Raw genomic sequence first — 17029 nt, 5'->3', positions numbered from 1 at the left:
CAGTCGTTTCTCAAGATCGGTGTATTTCATTCACCGGTAGATCGGCTGGGCAGAATGCGCGATAACGTTCGATTCTGACGTTCGCGTTGAATTCTTCCGCCGCCTCTCATGTCGATTCTTACACGTGCTCACACCGACTCTCTCTTTACGCGGGATCGTTCCCCCGCTGATCACTCCGCTGTCCGATCACGATCAACTCGACCATGACGGGCTGCAGCGTTTGCTGACGCATGTGATCGAAGGTGGTGTCTCTGGCGTGTTTCTGCTTGGGACGACAGGCGAAGCGCCGAGTTTGAGTTACCGGTTACGCCGTGAATTGATTGAACGCTCCGTTCGGATCATCGACGGCCGCATTCCGATTCTTGTTGGGATCACGGACACCGCGTTTGTTGAAACGGTGGAGTTGGCGCGGCACGCGAAGGAGTGTGGTGCTCAAGCTTTGGTGCTGACCACGCCTTACTATTTTCCGGCCGGGCAGACAGAGTTACTCGGTTACGTGCGGAAGGTTGTCGAGTCGGTAGACTTGCCGGTCGTTCTCTACAACATGCCGCAGCTCACCAAGGTTTGGTTTGAGATCGATACGCTGCAACGCCTCGCAGAGTTAGATCGCGTGATCGGGGTGAAAGACAGCAGCGGTGATTTGGACTATTTCAAACGTCTGTGTGAATTGAAGTCGGTGCGGCCGGATTGGTCGGTTCTGATCGGACCGGAGGCTTTGTTGGCGGAAGCCCACGCGTTGGGAGGCGACGGCGGTGTCAACGGAGGAGCCAACGTGGCACCGACGTTGTTTGTCGATTGCTATCGTGCGTTGCAGTCCGGAGACGAGCAGGAACATGCAAGGTGCCAGGCAAAGATCCACGCATTTCAATCCATCTATGAGATCGGCAAATACGCGTCGCGTCACATCAAGGCGACCAAGTCGGCGGCGTCGTTGATGGGGATCTGCAGTGACCTGCCGGCGTTGCCCTTCCATCGGTTTCTGCCGCCCGAGCGTGAACAGGTCGCCGCGATCCTGCGTGACCTCGGGCTGCTGTGATCTCGCCCGTCTTCACGTTAATTTAACATGCGATGACGCCGGACGTTCGGCGATCGAGAGCCGCGAACCTCGCAGAAACGATCGTAAAACGCGGGCTTTTCGGCGAAATTTGATTTTCGTCAGGATCGGACTCTTGCTGTATTCAGAGACTGCCGATACCGGTAGACAATTCAGAAACACTTAGATAGTTTTAGAAGCATGGAAATAAACGAGGCCGTTGTGGCGCTTTCGGCGCTTGCACAGGAATCGCGGTTGATGGTCTTTCGGATGCTCGTCAAGGCGGGCGAAGAGGGATTTCCTGCGGGAGAGATCGCGGAGCAACTGGGCATCCCTGCGGCGACTTTATCCTTTCATCTCAAAGAGCTCGCCAACGCTGGTTTGGTGACATCGAGGAAGGACGGTCGCTCGATCATCTATTCAATGAACCCCCGAGGCATCAATTGTCTGATGGGGTTCTTGATCGAAGATTGTTGTCAGGGACAAACCGAATTGTGCATTACGGCAGAGTGTTGTGAAGACGTGAAAGCGTCCAAACGGCAGAACAAACCCCCGGACACGAAAAGAAAGTAAATCGGATGACGGTTCGAGTCGGAATCAATGGCTTTGGTCGAATGGGCAGGCTCGGGATGCGGGCAGCCTGGGATTCGCCTGAGATCGAGATTGTTCACATCAATGAAGTCAAAGGTGACGCGGCAACATGCGCTCACTTGTTAGAATTCGACACCGTTCATGGGCGTTGGGACCGTGGCATTGAATCGCATGATGACGCGATCTCGGTAGGCGGATCGAAGGTAACCGTCAGTGGCTTCGCAGCGCCGCAGGACGTCCCTTGGAAAGAGATGGGCGTTGACATCGTTGTCGAATCGTCCGGCAAGTTTCGAACGCCCGAAACGCTCAATCCTTATTTCGATCACGGCGTCAAGAAAGTCGTCGTGGCCGCGCCGGTGAAGGATGGTGCGTTGAATGTCGTCATGGGGTGTAACGACGACCTGTACGATCCCGACACGAACCATATCGTCACCGCCGCATCCTGCACCACGAACTGTCTCGCGCCGGTCGTGAAGGTGATCCATGAGGGAATCGGCATCGAACACGGTGTGATCACGACGCTGCATGATGTGACCAACACGCAAGTCGTTGTGGACGCTCCGCATAAAGACCTGCGTCGTGCCCGGTCGTGCCTGAACTCGCTGATTCCGACGACGACCGGATCGGCAAAGGCGATCACGATGATCTACCCGGAACTGCAAGGCAAGCTGAACGGGCTCGCTGTTCGCATTCCTTTGCTCAACGCATCGCTCACCGACTGCGTCTTCGAGCTGAAGAAGAAGACGACCGTTGAAGAGATCAACGCAATGCTGAAATCGGCCGCCGATGGTCCGCTCAAAGGCATCTTGGGTTTCGAAGAAAAGCCACTCGTATCGGCTGACTACACCAACGACATTCGCTCGGGCATCGTCGACGGACCGTCCACGATGGTCGTCAATGATACGCAGGTGAAGATCCTCGCTTGGTACGACAACGAGGTCGGCTACGCCAACCGAATGATGGAGTTGGTCCAGAAGGTCGCGACGTCGCTTCCCGCGTAATTCGGTATCTCCGGGACGCGTGGTTGCGTGGTGGGTTGCATTGTGTGCTGCGTGGTATGTCTCGCGAAGTACTTGCGCGTCGCTGTGATCGCTGCAGCGTCGACCGACTGTTATGAAAAATGATTGGGTCTCAGTCGTATCTGCAGGGTTTGCGGATCGGGTTTAGGAGAATGAGATGGACGTTCGAAACTACGCTCTCGTAACGGCAGCCTACTGGGCTTTACGCTGAGTGATGGCGCGTTGCGAATGTTGGTGCTGTTGTATTTCCATGAACTGGGATACACACCGGTTAGCCTCGCGTTTCTGTTTTTGCTGTATGAGTTTTGCGGCATTTTGACGAACCTGTTCGGCGGTTGGATCGGATCGCGGATCGGGCTTCGCATCACGTTGTTCGCGGGTCTCGCAACACAGATCGTTGCGTTGGTGATGTTGTCGTTCGTTCAGCCGACCTGGGCGGCCGGGTTGTCGGTCGCGTATGTGATGACGAGCCAAGCGTTGTCGGGGATCGCGAAAGACCTGACAAAGATGAGTTCCAAGAGCGCCGTCAAGTTGCTGGTCAAAGGAGGCTCGGATGCGGAAAACGAAACGGCGTTGTTTAAATGGGTCGCGATTCTGACGGGATCAAAAAACGCTTTGAAAGGGCTCGGCTTTCTGCTCGGTGGTGTGATGTTGACCGGGCTCGGTTTCGTGATGTCGCTATGGGCGATGGCGGGTGTGCTCGCGGTGATCCTGTTGCTCGCCTTGTTCATGCTCGATGCGGACATGGGACGTTCGAAGGCGAAGACGAAGTTCACTCAGTTGTTCGCCAAGAGTCGCGAGATCAACGTGCTTTCGATCGCACGGTTTTTCTTGTTCAGTTCACGCGATGTCTGGTTCGTCGTCGGATTGCCGATCTTCCTGGCCTCGCAGCTAGAGTGGGGCTTCACCGGTGTGGGGGCGTTTCTCGCCGCATGGGTGATCGGGTATGGATTCGTGCAAGCCTTCGCGCCGCGGATGATTCGCAGGGATGGTGGCGTCGCAACGAAAGCACGAGCGGCTCAGATGTGGGGATTCGCTCTCGTGATCGTCTCCGCGGCGATGGCGTTGGCGATTCAAACCGACTTCTATCCGACGACGAGTATCCTGATCGGTTTGGCGTTGTTCGGGATCGTCTTTGCAGTGAACTCGTCGGTGCACTCGTATTTGATTTTGGCGTACACCGATTCCGACCAAGTCGCATTGAACGTGGGTTTCTATTACATGGCCAACGCGTGCGGACGCTTGTTGGGAACGTTGCTCTCCGGCGTGACGTATTTGTACGCGGGCTTGCCGGGATGCATGTGGACATCGACCGCGTTGGTGGTGGCTGCGGTGATCTCAACGTTGTGGCTGCCTACGAAAGAAGAGCAGGGCAGTAGCGAGCAAGAAACAACCGCCGGTGATCTCGCGGTGGAAGCGGCCGGAGCATGAGACGGCCGGGGCATGAGGCGGTTGGGAGTGAAGCCGATGGGCATGTAGCCGCTGAGTCTTGATCGGTCTACGAAGGACAACGCTACGGGTTGGCTACCGCTGGAAGAGTTCCGAGGGCACGACGAGTGCTTGTTCGACGGCGGGTTCGGGCAGGCTGGTGTGCGGTTGTCCGCCGTACCGGCGGGGCGGCTTTCCGGAGCGGTTCCACAGCTCGATCTGTTTCTCTTTCGCTTCGTCGAGACTCTCGCCCATCTCGGTCGCGTTGCGTTGGGCGTCGGCGAGCAAACGTGAAACGGAGTTCAGACGTGGATCGGCTTGGAAGGTGTTCTGTTGCGTTAGGGCTTCGAGCTGAGTTTGCGCGGCGAGCAGTTGTTGTTCGAGCTGGGCAACCCGGTCGCCCGCGTTTTCGACTTCGACCAAAGTATCTTCGTCAAACTCCACGCCCGCAAACGACCGGATGCCTGCGTCCTGCAAGACATCGCGGACGGTCGTGGGGCTGAACAAGAGAACGAGTAAAGCGACTACCAACATGATCTCACGGATCGCCGTGAACGCGTCACGGATTGATGTGATCGCGTTGACAGATGAATTTTTGTCGTCGACGGGTTCGGACATGATCGCATCCCGGTATTTTTGAGGCACTTTCCGCGACTCGATCCGACTTCCCGTCGTGCCTCGGACGCCCATGGTCGCCCCGGGTTTCTGCCTCGGGCGTTGAGTTTGGGGGCGGGCCTTGGCTTTGCTGGCGAGCCTTGGACTTGCTGGCTGGCCTCGGTCTCGTGTTTTACTAAGACCGTGGCGAATGCGGGCCGGTTGAGCAATTCGTGGAGAGGTGCTTTGTTTTGGTAGGTTTTGTCTTTCGCTAATTTGGTTCGATCGTGTCCAGACCGGTTCGAATCTGCGTGACTCGCGAGATCCTCTTGGATGCGAGATTTGCGTAGGGGCGGATCGGTCTTCTGTCGTTTCCCGATTGCCCATAGACTGCTCGTTCGCGCCCGCTGCGTTTGTTTTTGAATGATATAAGGAAAGTCCGATGGATCGTGCTGGTTTTTGTTTGATTATGTTTGCTTTCGCCATCGCGGTCACGCCGAAACCGGCTTCGGCGCAGGTCGTTCAGGAGCAAACCGTTCAAGCCGCTTCGGTGGTTCTCAACGAGGTGCTCGTCGGTCCGCTGAGCAAAGTGCCGCATGCGATGTTGAATGATGCTCATGGCGTGGCGATTATTCCGGACGTGATCAAAGGCGGCTTCATCGTCGGGGCACGACACGGCCGTGGGTTGCTGTTCGTGCGAGAAAAGGACGGTGTCTGGCACGCCCCGGTATTCATCACCCTTACGGGAGGAAACGTGGGCTGGCAGGCGGGCGTGCAGTCGTCGGACATCGTTCTGGTATTCAAGACTGAACGCAGCGTGCAGAACATCTTGGAGGGCAAGATGACCCTCGGTGCTGATGTGGCCGCGGCGGCGGGCCCGGTCGGTCGCCAAGGTGCCGTCGCGACCGATGCGATGTTGAAGGCGGAGATCTATTCTTACTCGCGCAGCCGTGGGTTGTTCGCCGGTGTGTCGATCGACGGATCGGTGCTAAGTGTGGACCAATTGGCGACGGGGGATTACTACCGGCCTGCGGTCCCGGGTGGCCCAGTTGTCGTGCCGGAATTGGCCCAGCAATTGACTTTCGCGGTCGCATCGCTAGCGACGCCGCCCACGACGGTGCCGCCGGTCGACAACGCAAACGCGGTCCCGAGTACGCCTCACGCGTCCAACCCAGGCGCGTTGGCTCAACAGTATGGTGCGCAGGAGACCGACGTCCTGCGGAACCAGCTCGAACAACTCGCCCCGCAACTCGACGTGCTGCTCGATCCGCAGTGGCGATCGTATCTCGCGTTGCCGCCGAGTCTGTTTGTCGGCGGTCCCCATCCGTCTGCGGAGGAGTTGCAGGAGGTTGTGTTGCGTTTCCAAACCGTCGCGAGCGACGTACGCTACAAAGATTTGTCGTCGCAACCGGCGTTTCAATCGGTTTTCGGCCTGCTGAAGCACTACCAGGTGGCTCTCACGGCAGACGCTTCGACGTTGAACCTGCCACCACCACCGGCCCGCTAAGGTATGTTCCCGACGATGGTTGTCGATGACGCCAGAATTCGGTGACCGGGAATCGGGCGAATTCAGCAACAAGGAACGGACACGCCAAATCGCAGATTTTGCGTATGCGTGACGCACGAGGTGTTGAGGTTGCGTGTGCTCGGGGCGGTGAAAATCAACGCCCCCTGCTTTGTGGGCGACTATATTGAGGGGCTCCCGCCCGGGAGTCTGACCTCCACTCCACACGACGAACTCTCATGTTTCAAAGTTTCCGTAGGCACGCCGCGATAGCGAACCGCTCGAGTCGCAAACAGGCAGGCAAAAAACGTTCGGGCACGCCCCGGTCGAATTCGTACCCGCTTGAGCCGCCGATTGCATTGGAGCCTCGTCTGATGCTCGCCGGTGATGCGGGTGTCGCCGTCGACGCGGCGATACACGGCGAGCCGGCTTCGACGACCGGTTCAATTACCGATGGTGGAGATAGCGCGGGGACTACGGTTGATTTTGTCGCGCGGCAGGTCGTGTTTATCGATAGCCGCGTGGAAGACGTCTCACTGATCGAAGAGGCTGTTTCCGCGGACGCCGACGTGGTGCTGTTGTCTGCGGACGAGGACGGGTTGGCTCAAATTACCGATGCGTTGAGTCAGCGCCGCGATGTTTCCAGTGTGCATATCATCAGCCATGGTGACGACGGACGCATCGAGATCGGCAACCGGATCGTTGACCGTGACGCGTTGCGGCAGAACGCGGCGAGCGTTCGTCGTTGGGCCATGTCGCTGACCGAGGATTCGGACATATTGCTTTATGGTTGCAATGTGGCCTCGGGCGATGAGGGCAACCGATTGGTTGCCACGCTCGCGGAACTCACCGCTGCCGATGTGGCTGCGTCCAACGATGTGACTGGCAATCGTCAACGTGGCGGCGATTGGGTGATGGAGACGCAGGTCGGCGACATTGAAACGAGCGTCGTGCTGTCTAAAGAGTTTCAAACGCGGTACGCAGCGGTTCTTCCGATCACGGTCTTCGCCGCCGGGCACACCGGCAGTGAATCCATGCAATTGCAAATCGATGGCAACACTGTCGCAGAGTGGTCGAACATTGGCGGCGACGTTCAAAACAATGAGTTCGCGGCCTACCAATACGAAAACGACTCACCGGTATCGGCCGATCGAATTCGAGTCGTTTTCAACAACGACCTCTACCTACCCGGTCAACTCGATCGCAACCTTGTCGTCGATCGGTTGGTCGTTGACGGGGTAGAGTATCAAACCGAATCGGACTCGGTGTTCTCCACCGGTACATGGCGTGAAGGTGTCGGCATCGAGCCCGGCAATCCGCAATCGGAGTGGTTGCACGCCAACGGATATTTCCAATACTCCGAGTCCGCTCGCAGTGCCGATCACTTCGTCACCATTTACGCGGCGGGTCACACCGGCACCGAAACGATGCAGTTGTCGATCAATGGCGAAGTCGTGCAGGAGTGGCAGAACACCGGCGGCGACGTCGCGTCACGAGACTTCGGCACGTTCGTTTACGCGTCCGAGACAGCCGTGGATGCGAATCAGGTTCGTGTACATTTGCTCGACGGCAGCGTCACCGACCAATTCGACAAGAATCTGATTGTCGACAAGATCATGATCGATGGGACCGCCTACGAAACGGAGGCTTCCGATGTGCTTTCAACGGGCACGTGGAAGTCGGAAGACGGAATCGTAACGGGGTATCGCGGCGACGAATGGTTGCACGCGGTCGGCTATTTCCAATTTGCCGCCACGACGCGAACTTATGATGGGGCCAACAATCATTTGCAGCATCTTGATTGGGGAGCGAACGATTCCCAGTTGTTGCGGATGGCAGACGCTCGCTATGCCGACGGTGTCTCAACTCCGGTGAGCGACGGGCTGCCGGGGGCTCGAGAAATCAGCAATGCGGTTGTGTCGCAGGCAGCCGATTCGTATGGAAACCCCGAAGCCATGTCGGCGCTCGTTCACGTTTGGGGACAGTTCATCGACCATGACATGGATCTGACCGAGCCTCCTGAACACGGCGGCGAAGCGATGCCGATCGAAGTTCCATTGGGTGACCCCTTCTTCGATCCGGCGGGTACCGGAAATGCGACGATCGGCATGACGCGGTCTCAAACTGTTCCTGGGACAGGCACCGACACGTCAAACCCGTTGCAGCATCCGAACATGATCTCCGCCTATATCGACGGATCGATGATCTATGGCAGTTCGGTCGAACAAGCCCGATCGTTGCGGGAGTTTTCCGGGGGCAGGATGCGAGTCAGCGGCGACGATTTGCTGCCGGTTGACGAAGACGGCGGGTTCCTCGCCGGCGATATTCGTGCGATGGAAAACGTCAGCCTGACAGCCATGCATACCTTGTTTGTTCGCGAACACAACTATTGGGCAGGCCTGTTGCAGGCGAATGCACCTGAACTCATCGACGAGGAACTCTACCAACGGGCCCGCGAGATTGTCATCGCGGAAGTTCAATCGATTACGTTCAATGAGTTCTTGCCTGCGTTGCTCGGCGGAGATTTTATCGACGCCTATACCGGGTATCGCCCCGAGGTGAATCCGGGAATCGCGACGGAGTTTTCCACCGCCGCGTATCGGGTGGGGCACACGATGATCAACGACTCGCTCGAATTCATGGACACGTATAGCAATCCGGTCCACGACGAGATCACGTTGGCCGAGGCGTTTTTCAATCCGTCCGTTCTGCAGCAGTACGGGATTGATTCATCGCTGAAGTTTGTCGCTTCGACGCAAACCCAGACGATCGACAATCAGATCGTTGACTCGCTGCGAAATTTCCTCTTCGGTGCACCCGGCAGTGGCGGTTTTGACCTAGCTTCATTGAACATCAATCGCGGCCGAGATCACGGGCTCGCCGACTACAATTCCACACGTGAAGCCTACGGTCTCGCACGCGTCGATGACTTTGCGGATATCACCAGCAACGTCGAACTCCAAAACACGCTGCGGAACCTTTACGGCAGTGTTGATCAGATCGATCTCTGGGTTGGCGGCCTCGCCGAAGACGCCGGTGAGAATCGTTCGATCGGAGAAACGTTCACGACCATCATCGCCGATCAGTTCACGCGAACACGTGATGGAGATCGCTTGTGGTACGAGAATTCACTTCCCGAGGATGTCATCAATGTCGTTCATGCGACTTCCTTGAGCGACATCATATCGCGCAACACAGGACTCCACGCACTGCAAGAGGATGTCTTTCATATGTGGGGTGTGGTGCGTGGGCAGGTTGTTGTCGACGGCGGCAGTTTGTCTCCGGCCATACTGAGTGATCTCGATGTCGAACTGTACAACGGCGGCGGACAACTCGTCGCCACGTCGTCGCTCGCGAGTGACGGCAGTTACGAGTTCACGCAAATTACCAAGACCGGCGCCTACCGCGTCCAGGTACGCTATCACGGCGGGACAGCACTCAGCGGCGGAACCTACCAAGACGTGTGGTTCTTCGAAGGAAACCAAGTCTTAGAAGAAGTCGACTTCCAATTGGTTTCAAGCCTAGTTTAACAAAGCTAAATGGTTCGAAGCCCGCACGTCCAAAGACCTAGAACCAACAAGAAAACGTCGGCAAACCAATTAGCCGGAAGGCGGCAGCCCGGGTTGCCACAACGAAACCGCGGCTAACGCCATTCGGCTGATGAGTTCTAATGGGCTCTTGCGTCTTTACAACGAGATGCCCCCTGAAAATGCGTGATTGAGTGCGGTTTCTGTGGAGACCTCTCGCTCTCACTGCGAAATGAACCGGTCAGTGTCGCCGCACTCCGCCGAGCCATTTAATGAGCCTGCGGAGTAAACTCGTTCACACATGCCCCGTCTTTCCTGGTGTCACTTCCCGAAGAAATCATTCCAGCGCCGTTGTCGCTGTTCTCGGATCTGATTGTTCTCGCGGGTGATCGCTTGTTGATCCGCGCCAGGCAGCCATCGACGGGCATTGTTTCGATCGATCAGTTTCTGCGACTGACCCAATGTCATGTTGCGAACATCGGAATAGTTGTTCGAACTGGACGAATTGTTTCGAGACGATTGATACTGGTTCGAATAACGCTGGTTGGTGTTGTTTTGGTTGGAATAGTTCCGTCCGGAATTGTTCCTGGTCTGGCCTTGGTAATACTGGCCTGACTGACCCGATTGAACTGTTCGCGGTTGTGGGTACGTGCGTTGAGATTGCTGATAGGGTGATTGCGTTTGCTGGATGGGCTGTTGGGACGAAGGGTAAATGGGCTGCGCTGTGTTGGTGTTATACGGCGTTTGTTGTATTGAGCTCGATGGGATGTGCGGTGTCATTTGGCCTGTTTGGACTTGGTACGGCATGACCGTCCCGGACGGCGTCGGGGAAACGTTGGTCGGTTGAGGTGTTGCGGTAGAACCATTCCAAGGCTGAGCGGAGTTGTCGACGATCGTCCCGTTTTTCTCTTCGGCTACGGGCCGAGACTCCTTTGGCGCTTTAGCTGGCTCGACCTTGGTAGGTGCCGGTTCGACGAATGCGGTCAGTTTTGTCCAGCCATGCCGAGAACTGTCGCCCTGGACCGCTTTGACCCAAATCCACTTGCCGTTAATTCGATCCACCGTTGCGACTTGATTTCGCCGGATGGTTCCCTGTTTTTTCTTGCCGTCCATTAACGAAGATTGGTCGACTCGGACGGAGATCTGCATGTCCTTTTCGCCGCACGCTAACTTGTCCATCAACGCCATTTTGAGGTCTTCGACTCGTCCGCGAGTGAGGCAGATACTCGCTCGCTTGAGCCGTGCGGAACGTTTGTCGTAGGTGGTGGCACGATCGAGCGTCAGGATCGTGCTGCAGATATCCATCGCGTCATCGAACGCACCGTTGTTCTCATACGTGCTCGCCTGCCGGAGTAACTCGACACAGTTCATTGAGTGATCGGATGGATCGGTCGACGGGGATGACTCAGCCGGCATCTTGATTGCACCTAGATCGGTCGACTGCATCTGAGGCGTTTCGTTTGCAATCGTCGGTTGAGGCCCACCGACGGATGCCATTTGGGATGTTGTTTCGTCGTTCGCTGGTGGAACCAGGTAGATTTCCGGCATCGCGACGTCGATGTTGAGCCACGGTCGTTGGCCGGTTGCTTGTTCTAATAGTTTGCCAGTGTCGAAGATCACGTCGCGGAGCAACAACCCAGTGCGTGGTCGCTTGGACATGGTCTCGACGAGAGCTTTCGTGTAGGGCGAGTTGTCGCCACGACCGTCCAATGCGGTCAAGCCTTCGTGCGTAGCATGAAAGATCACCATGTTTTCACGTGTGCCGCCTCGAGTTTCCGCCAGTCCACGTTGGATTGTGCCGCGGTGTGTTTGCACGCTGCGGGTGAACGGGTTGTTCTGGCAGCAATCCAACGCGACACATTTCGCCTTGCTCAACGAGTCGCCAAGCGAATCCAAGACATAGTCCAGTGGCAACGTGCGATACCGAACATCGGCTGCGGTTTTCAATTTTGCGTCAACCGGAATGAGATAATTGTTCTTGTCGAGCTGCATCCCGTGGCCGGCAAAGAAGAAGAACGCCAGACTCTCTTTGGGCAGTTCGTAGGAGAACTTGGAAACGGCGTCCATCATTTCCTGGTGATTCAAATTTTCATGCTTGGTGACCTGGAACTCCAACGCAGTAAGCACATGGCTGATCGCGTTTGCGTCATTGAGCGGGTTGCGAAGAGCGCCGACTTTGTAGTTGGCGTTTCCGATGACGAGGGCATGACGCGGTAGCTTGGCAGATTGAACAACCGAACTCGTTTTGGCTTCGCGTGTCAATTCAGCCGATTGTTGTGACTCTTTGATCGCTTTGGCGAGCGGTTCGGGCTGGTGCCGTTCTTCCTCAATGACGTCGCCGGCAGGATCTATGATTCCGATCGCTCGCGTGGAATCACCCGCCTGCGGGGACATGGATTGTTCGATCGCGGGTGCCGCTTGATCCAGGGCGACCTGCGGATTTGGAGTGGCTTCTTGCCCGCAAACGGCGGAGGCCGCGATGGCGAAAACTGACAGCGGCAAGGTTAACATTCCAACGTGTTTAGCCATGGGAACGCTTTCTCTGGGATACGATCTAGTCCTTCAATAGTCTCTATCGTACCCGTCGAGGGAGGGGGCGTGCAAGCGGCATTCCCTGTCGACGCGGCCATGCTCGAACCGCAGTGCATTGCAGGTTTGCTTGGGCGCGAGATGAGCTTCCGTTTCCGCGGACACCGAAGGTGACGAAACCGGTGGCGTGATATTTCGGTTTAGACGAACGATCGAGGACGTTGTGGTTAGACAACGCTCAACGAGATCGCTCCGATATACATGAGAGAAATGAGAGTGACGATGGAGCAAACGGTGACCCCAATAACCCGCAGGCCGGCGAGGCGTGGTGGGGTGGATTTTTCTAGTTCGCTACCAAACATGTTGGTCGTGATCGATTTCATGGCGAACGCATAGCCCGCGCCGATCAAAACACCAAAATGCCCCGGGATCAATTCGCCGACTGCTGCTGCGAGCACCAGGACTGCGATGCTGAACGAAAAGCCGCACAGAAGGACAAAAACTGCTTGTCCCCTGTGGCCGCATTGTTGCGCGTTAAAGGCGAGTAACGCGGCACCGGCGAGCGGTGTCCCTAAAAAGCTAGCCATCGCGACGTGATTTTCATTGAACAACACAACGTCAGAGCATTCCTGCGACTGCGGAGTGGCAGTACGAGTGGCGTTAGGTTGATACGGATTAATGCGATGATTGGGGCTAACAGTGCTCATGACGAGGCTCTTTCGCAGAAAACGTCTATCAGGTCTCGAAGGCGGCGGATAGCAGGCCGCTTGCGAATATCCAAGCGAACAAACACATCGACCGCTTATCTAATGCGAAACGAACAAATTCATCGGACAGTTCGTTCAAACAATTCCACATCCTCTCTGGATGGTGCCACCCACCATCCATTGACGCTTCGTCCGGATGGGGATAGATTGGGTGGGTCGCTGTTACGTATTTGGAGCCTCAGATGCCTCGTCCTCAACGATCCGAACAGTTTGATCCCGCTGAAGTTTGCGTCGTGCATGTCGTCCAGCGTTGTGTGCGGCGGGCGTTCTTGGCCGGAGTCGATCACCAGTCGGGCAAAGATTTTTCGTTTCGAAAGGAATGGATTCGCAGGCGGATGGAGGCTCTGGCGTCGGTTTTTGCCGTCGACGTGCTTTCCTACGCGGTGATGAGCAATCACATGCATCAAATTCTGCGAAATCGACCGGATGTCTGTGCAGAGTGGACCGACGAAGAGGTTGCGATCCGCTGGCTGCGTGTCTTTCCTGGTCGCAGGTTGGAGGAGCATCTGGCTGAACCGACGGGAAATGACGTCAAGATGCTGACTCGTGACAAGGAACGACTCGCCGAGGTCCGAAAGCGTCTGTCAGACATCTCGTGGTTCATGCGAGCTTTGGCGGAACCGATTGCCCGAATGGCCAACAAGCAAGACGAATGCACTGGCCGCTTTTGGGAAGGACGCTTCAAGGCCCAGCGAATCGTTGACGAGGCTGGGTTGCTCGCGTGCAGCATGTACGTCGATCTCAATCCGGTTCGTGCGGCGATGGCGGAGACTCCTGAGGAGGCGATGCACACGAGTGCTTACGATCGTGCTAAGGCACGCCGAGGTGAAAAGCTTAACTCGGCAGCGTTTGACCTCAAGCCAATCCCAACGGACGAAGCCGGGCGGAAGCTTCGCGAGACGCCCGTCGACGAACTTCGCGAACAGCGAAAGAAGAAACGCAGGAACCCAACCGGTCGAAAGATCCTAAGAGATGGTTGGCTCAGTCCGTTGACCATGGCGACCGACAAGCTGGCCGATGAACCGGAGGTTCATAGCGACGGTGTTCGTAGCAGCGACAAGGGATTCCTACACCTTTCATGGAAGAACTACTGGGCTCTGCTTCGTTGGACAGCCCAGCGAGCAACCAAAGACAGCAAGACCGAGATGCCTCCGGTAGTGCGTGACGTGCTGACGAAAGTCGGCATTGATGTGTCGATGTGGCGGGACTTAGTGTGGGACTGGCAGAGATACTTCGGCAATAACTCCTGCATAGGCCGACCGGAGTCCATTAAGGAACACGCGGCAACATCCGGTCGCCATCACTACCGAGGCCAAGCCAGCACAGCGTGCTGCTTCGCGTAGGTTCACCGTGTGTTCTCTGTCGTGAAATAACGTCTCGAAATAACGCACGGTGAAGGTTGTCTGCTGCGCCGACCGTCACCTCAAAACACATCATTGCTTCAAAGTGCAAGTTGGACGCGAATTCAACGTATTGATGAGCGTCTCAGCACTTTGCCCTCACAACGATAATAGGGCGTTCTAGCCTACTGCCCGTTGGCCTGGATAAATAAAACCAATGAACCGGTTCGGGAATCCGCATCAGGCCGCGTTTTCGCTATTCTTCCTCACTAATGAATCGTTGCCGGAAGGTGGGTGGCACAATTAACAGGTGATTAACAGCACGGGTGGCACAATTAACAGCACGGTCGACAAATATGAAAGAGCCTAAGTGAGTCGACCGACCGCGGGTGGATGATATCACCACCATAGTTCCGAGATCAATGAAGCAGGTCGGAGGATGAAGAACGCCGAGTTTTTGAACGAATGTCAGCGGACCACGTGCGATTGGCCCATTGGGTTTCAATTTTTTCGAGGAATTTTTCTTGGACAAAAGGACACCACCTGCGTCGGGGTACGGCCCGGTAACTGCGTGCAAAGCCGTTATCCCGCCCCAAGCGTGCTATTGAAGAAAAACACCAGGCCTCAGCCCCCATCGGAACGGCGAAACCGGGACTCGCCCTACGGGGGCTCACATTCCCTTGATGGCCGTGAGGGGCTGCTTAATGTGGCGTTCTTCCCTGTTGTGCGCATCCGTCTCTGATCGCAAGGGTTTCGGCCAATAGGCCTCGATAGCGTCCCCCTATTATTGGTCTCAGACGCGAATTGGAGGGTTCTGTGTTATTGCGACTCAATACTTCGCCCCACGAGTTGTATGGTCGCTCGCAGGCATCACAAGCGTTCGCGTCAGAAAGAGCAATTGCTCATATTCTATTTAGCTTCTGTGCAAACAAAGAGAGAATGATGTTTAGGGAAAAACGAGATGGTGGTTTCACGTTGGTGGAACTGCTCGTGGTGATCGCGATTATCGGTGTACTTGTCGGTCTCTTGTTACCTGCTGTTCAAGCGGCAAGGGAAGCGGCCCGCCGAATGAGCTGCAGCAACAATTTTAAGCAACTCGGCCTAGCCGTTCACAACTATCACTCTGCCTATAAGATGCTTCCGACACACGGAGGAGGAACCTCCGGTGGAAACACGACGACGCCAATTACGGCCATTCACTGGCGAAACAGTGCGACGACGAAGCACAACAATTCGCGACTCAGTGCCTTGGTGGCAATCCTCCCTTTCGTCGAGCAACAAGCGGCGTGGGAACAAATCAGCAACCCCCGCGATGACAATGGTGATGGAACGCTTGACTACCCGCCAATGGGCACGACACCAGACTTGGCGGCTTACGATCCTTGGGCCACCGAGTTCCCAACCTTCCGCTGCCCCAGTGATCCTGGTGAAGGATTGCCTTCGCTCGGTCGCACCAATTACGGAGCATGTTTGGGAGACTCTCTCTGGGCGACAATGCTTCGCCGCACCGCTGAGTTTAATACTCCCGAAAAAGCTTCCGAACAAAACCGAGCCTCTCAGCGCGGCTTCTTTAAGTTCGGCAACAACAAGCTGAAGTTTCGCGATTGCCTCGATGGCTTGTCCAACACCATCGCAATGGGTGAGTTTGCGACCTATCTCGGTGACGGAGACAAGCGAACGAGCATTGCAAACACCACCACCAGTGGAGGTGAGAAATGGATGAAAGCGATGCGTGATAATCCGAAGTATTGTCGTGATCAAGGTCTCATTGATACCGAGCGGCCTAACTTCTGGAGCCCGACCGCCACGATCTATGACTTCTCGGCCACCGGACGATACACCAGCGCTTCACGCGGCTTCCAGTGGGCGGACTGCCACACAATGCAATCCGCTTGCTTCACCATCCTGCCGCCGAACGCGGAGCTTTGTGGCCATGCATTGTTCAAAGAATTCAGCGTGCAAGCAACCATGTCCAGCCAACACCCGGGTGGGTGCCATGTATTGATGGGTGACGGTGCCGTTCGATTTGTCACCGATTCAATCGAGGCAGGAGATATTAGCGCGGGCAATATTTACCTGAGCAACAACCCAGGTGCAGGAAGTCCTTACGGCCTCTGGGGAGCACTCGGCACCGGAGCATCACGCGAAATTATCGACAGCGAATTCTAAAAGAGTTTCGCAGACGTTTCAGCCTGTATTTTATCAAGACGGGAGTTCGTGGAAAAGCTTGTCTCTACGACTCCCGCCTTCAAACGATTAATCAGAATCCTGTTGGTCTGACTAATTCACGCCCATTTGGGTTGGGATTACCAGCAATCAGCAAATCCGCCGACGCAAAGCGTAAGGACAATCAGAACGTCCGACGGCGAAAGAGTCTTAAACATCTTCGCACTATCTATGAGCCTAATAACATGAAGTTTCATCGCGCGTACTCATCCTTTCTAGTTTGTTTCCTTCTCGGAACATTGTTTTGCTTGCCTGGTTGCGGTGGCGAAGAGCCAAAAGTGGTTACCGACGGCATGAGCGCCGAGGAAATCCAAACAAGAGACAACCTCACGATCGCGAACAGTCAGCCACACGACGATGACTGAAGGCGAGAATTGGTTACTAAGGGACCGTACGGAAGCTTACTGTCGTAGCGAAACGCGCGGAGCCTTTGGGGGAAACAAGGGAAACCGAAAGCCTTGGCGATTTGTC

Annotated in this window: 12 protein-coding genes; 9 read left to right on the top strand and 3 right to left on the bottom strand. The window is 55.9% G+C overall.

Annotation, left to right across the window (positions count from 1 at the left end; genetic code table 11):
* Positions 1-124: 124 nt before the first annotated feature.
* The 4 genes from RSSM_RS12145 (at position 125) to arsJ (ending at position 4074) form a co-directional block, all read left to right on the top strand.
* Positions 125-1036: a dihydrodipicolinate synthase family protein gene (locus RSSM_RS12145; protein WP_008678720.1), complete on the top strand. Its 912-nt coding sequence runs from the start codon at positions 125-127 to the stop codon at positions 1034-1036.
* Positions 1037-1234: 198 nt separating this feature from the next.
* The gene (locus tag RSSM_RS12140; protein WP_044302394.1) at positions 1235-1606 is read left to right on the top strand and encodes an ArsR/SmtB family transcription factor; all 372 of its coding nucleotides are present in this window, start codon (positions 1235-1237) and stop codon (positions 1604-1606) included.
* Positions 1607-1611: 5 nt separating this feature from the next.
* Positions 1612-2625, top strand: coding sequence for an ArsJ-associated glyceraldehyde-3-phosphate dehydrogenase (locus RSSM_RS12135; protein WP_008678714.1), 1014 nt, complete (start codon positions 1612-1614; stop codon positions 2623-2625).
* Between the two features lie 246 nt (positions 2626-2871).
* Positions 2872-4074 carry an organoarsenical effux MFS transporter ArsJ gene (arsJ, locus tag RSSM_RS12130; RefSeq protein ID WP_008678712.1) on the top strand — a complete coding sequence of 401 codons (1203 nt, stop codon included), beginning with the start codon at positions 2872-2874 and terminating at the stop codon, positions 4072-4074.
* Positions 4075-4167: 93 nt separating this feature from the next.
* On the opposite strand, the gene RSSM_RS12125 is transcribed toward arsJ, so the two are convergent.
* Positions 4168-4689, bottom strand: a complete 522-nt coding sequence (locus RSSM_RS12125; RefSeq protein ID WP_044302398.1) for a hypothetical protein — start codon at positions 4687-4689, stop codon at positions 4168-4170.
* Between the two features lie 418 nt (positions 4690-5107).
* Here RSSM_RS12125 and RSSM_RS12120 point away from each other — a divergent pair, with 418 nt between their 5' ends.
* Together RSSM_RS12120 and RSSM_RS31635 are read left to right on the top strand one after the other, a co-directional pair.
* On the top strand, positions 5108-6172 hold the full coding sequence (locus RSSM_RS12120; protein ID WP_008678707.1) for a lipid-binding SYLF domain-containing protein: 1065 nt from the start codon (positions 5108-5110) through the stop codon (positions 6170-6172).
* Positions 6173-6408: 236 nt separating this feature from the next.
* Positions 6409-9699, top strand: coding sequence for a peroxidase family protein (locus RSSM_RS31635; RefSeq protein ID WP_081613759.1), 3291 nt, complete (start codon positions 6409-6411; stop codon positions 9697-9699).
* 318 nt (positions 9700-10017) lie between these two features.
* Here RSSM_RS31635 and RSSM_RS12110 read toward each other — a convergent pair whose 3' ends face one another.
* On the bottom strand, positions 10018-12225 hold the full coding sequence (locus RSSM_RS12110; RefSeq protein WP_081613758.1) for a caspase family protein: 2208 nt from the start codon (positions 12223-12225) through the stop codon (positions 10018-10020).
* Positions 12226-12452: 227 nt separating this feature from the next.
* Positions 12453-12839: a hypothetical protein gene (locus tag RSSM_RS12105; protein ID WP_008678699.1), complete on the bottom strand. Its 387-nt coding sequence runs from the start codon at positions 12837-12839 to the stop codon at positions 12453-12455.
* 335 nt (positions 12840-13174) lie between these two features.
* Between RSSM_RS12105 and RSSM_RS12100 the strand changes: the two genes are divergently transcribed.
* The 3 genes from RSSM_RS12100 (at position 13175) to RSSM_RS12090 (ending at position 16923) form a co-directional block, all read left to right on the top strand.
* Positions 13175-14335 (top strand): transposase, encoded by a 1161-nt coding sequence (locus tag RSSM_RS12100; RefSeq protein WP_008678695.1) that lies wholly within the window; start codon positions 13175-13177, stop codon positions 14333-14335.
* A gap of 936 nt (positions 14336-15271) precedes the next feature.
* A complete protein-coding gene (locus RSSM_RS12095) occupies positions 15272-16501 on the top strand; it encodes a DUF1559 domain-containing protein (protein WP_008678693.1) in 1230 nt (409 codons plus the stop codon).
* A 242-nt stretch (positions 16502-16743) separates the two neighbouring features.
* On the top strand, positions 16744-16923 hold the full coding sequence (locus RSSM_RS12090; protein ID WP_008678691.1) for a hypothetical protein: 180 nt from the start codon (positions 16744-16746) through the stop codon (positions 16921-16923).
* Positions 16924-17029 lie beyond the last annotated feature (106 nt).

Source organism: Aporhodopirellula sallentina SM41 (assembly GCF_000346505.1).
Classification (GTDB): domain Bacteria; phylum Planctomycetota; class Planctomycetia; order Pirellulales; family Pirellulaceae; genus Rhodopirellula; species Rhodopirellula sallentina.
This window is presented reverse-complemented; position numbering and strand designations above follow the sequence as displayed.

What these genes read in the sequence shown, in the direction of transcription:
- RSSM_RS12140 (WP_044302394.1), top strand. Translation starts at nt 1,235, where the DNA reads ATGGAAATAAACGAGGCCGTTGTGGCGCTTTCGGCGCTTGCACAGGAA.
- RSSM_RS12135 (WP_008678714.1), top strand. Translation starts at nt 1,612, where the DNA reads ATGACGGTTCGAGTCGGAATCAATGGCTTTGGTCGAATGGGCAGGCTC.
- arsJ (WP_008678712.1), top strand. Translation starts at nt 2,872, where the DNA reads ATGTTGGTGCTGTTGTATTTCCATGAACTGGGATACACACCGGTTAGC.
- RSSM_RS12125 (WP_044302398.1), bottom strand. Translation starts at nt 4,689, where the DNA reads ATGTCCGAACCCGTCGACGACAAAAATTCATCTGTCAACGCGATCACA.
- RSSM_RS12120 (WP_008678707.1), top strand. Translation starts at nt 5,108, where the DNA reads ATGGATCGTGCTGGTTTTTGTTTGATTATGTTTGCTTTCGCCATCGCG.
- RSSM_RS31635 (WP_081613759.1), top strand. Translation starts at nt 6,409, where the DNA reads ATGTTTCAAAGTTTCCGTAGGCACGCCGCGATAGCGAACCGCTCGAGT.
- RSSM_RS12110 (WP_081613758.1), bottom strand. Translation starts at nt 12,225, where the DNA reads ATGGCTAAACACGTTGGAATGTTAACCTTGCCGCTGTCAGTTTTCGCC.
- RSSM_RS12100 (WP_008678695.1), top strand. Translation starts at nt 13,175, where the DNA reads ATGCCTCGTCCTCAACGATCCGAACAGTTTGATCCCGCTGAAGTTTGC.
- RSSM_RS12095 (WP_008678693.1), top strand. Translation starts at nt 15,272, where the DNA reads ATGATGTTTAGGGAAAAACGAGATGGTGGTTTCACGTTGGTGGAACTG.
- RSSM_RS12090 (WP_008678691.1), top strand. Translation starts at nt 16,744, where the DNA reads ATGAAGTTTCATCGCGCGTACTCATCCTTTCTAGTTTGTTTCCTTCTC.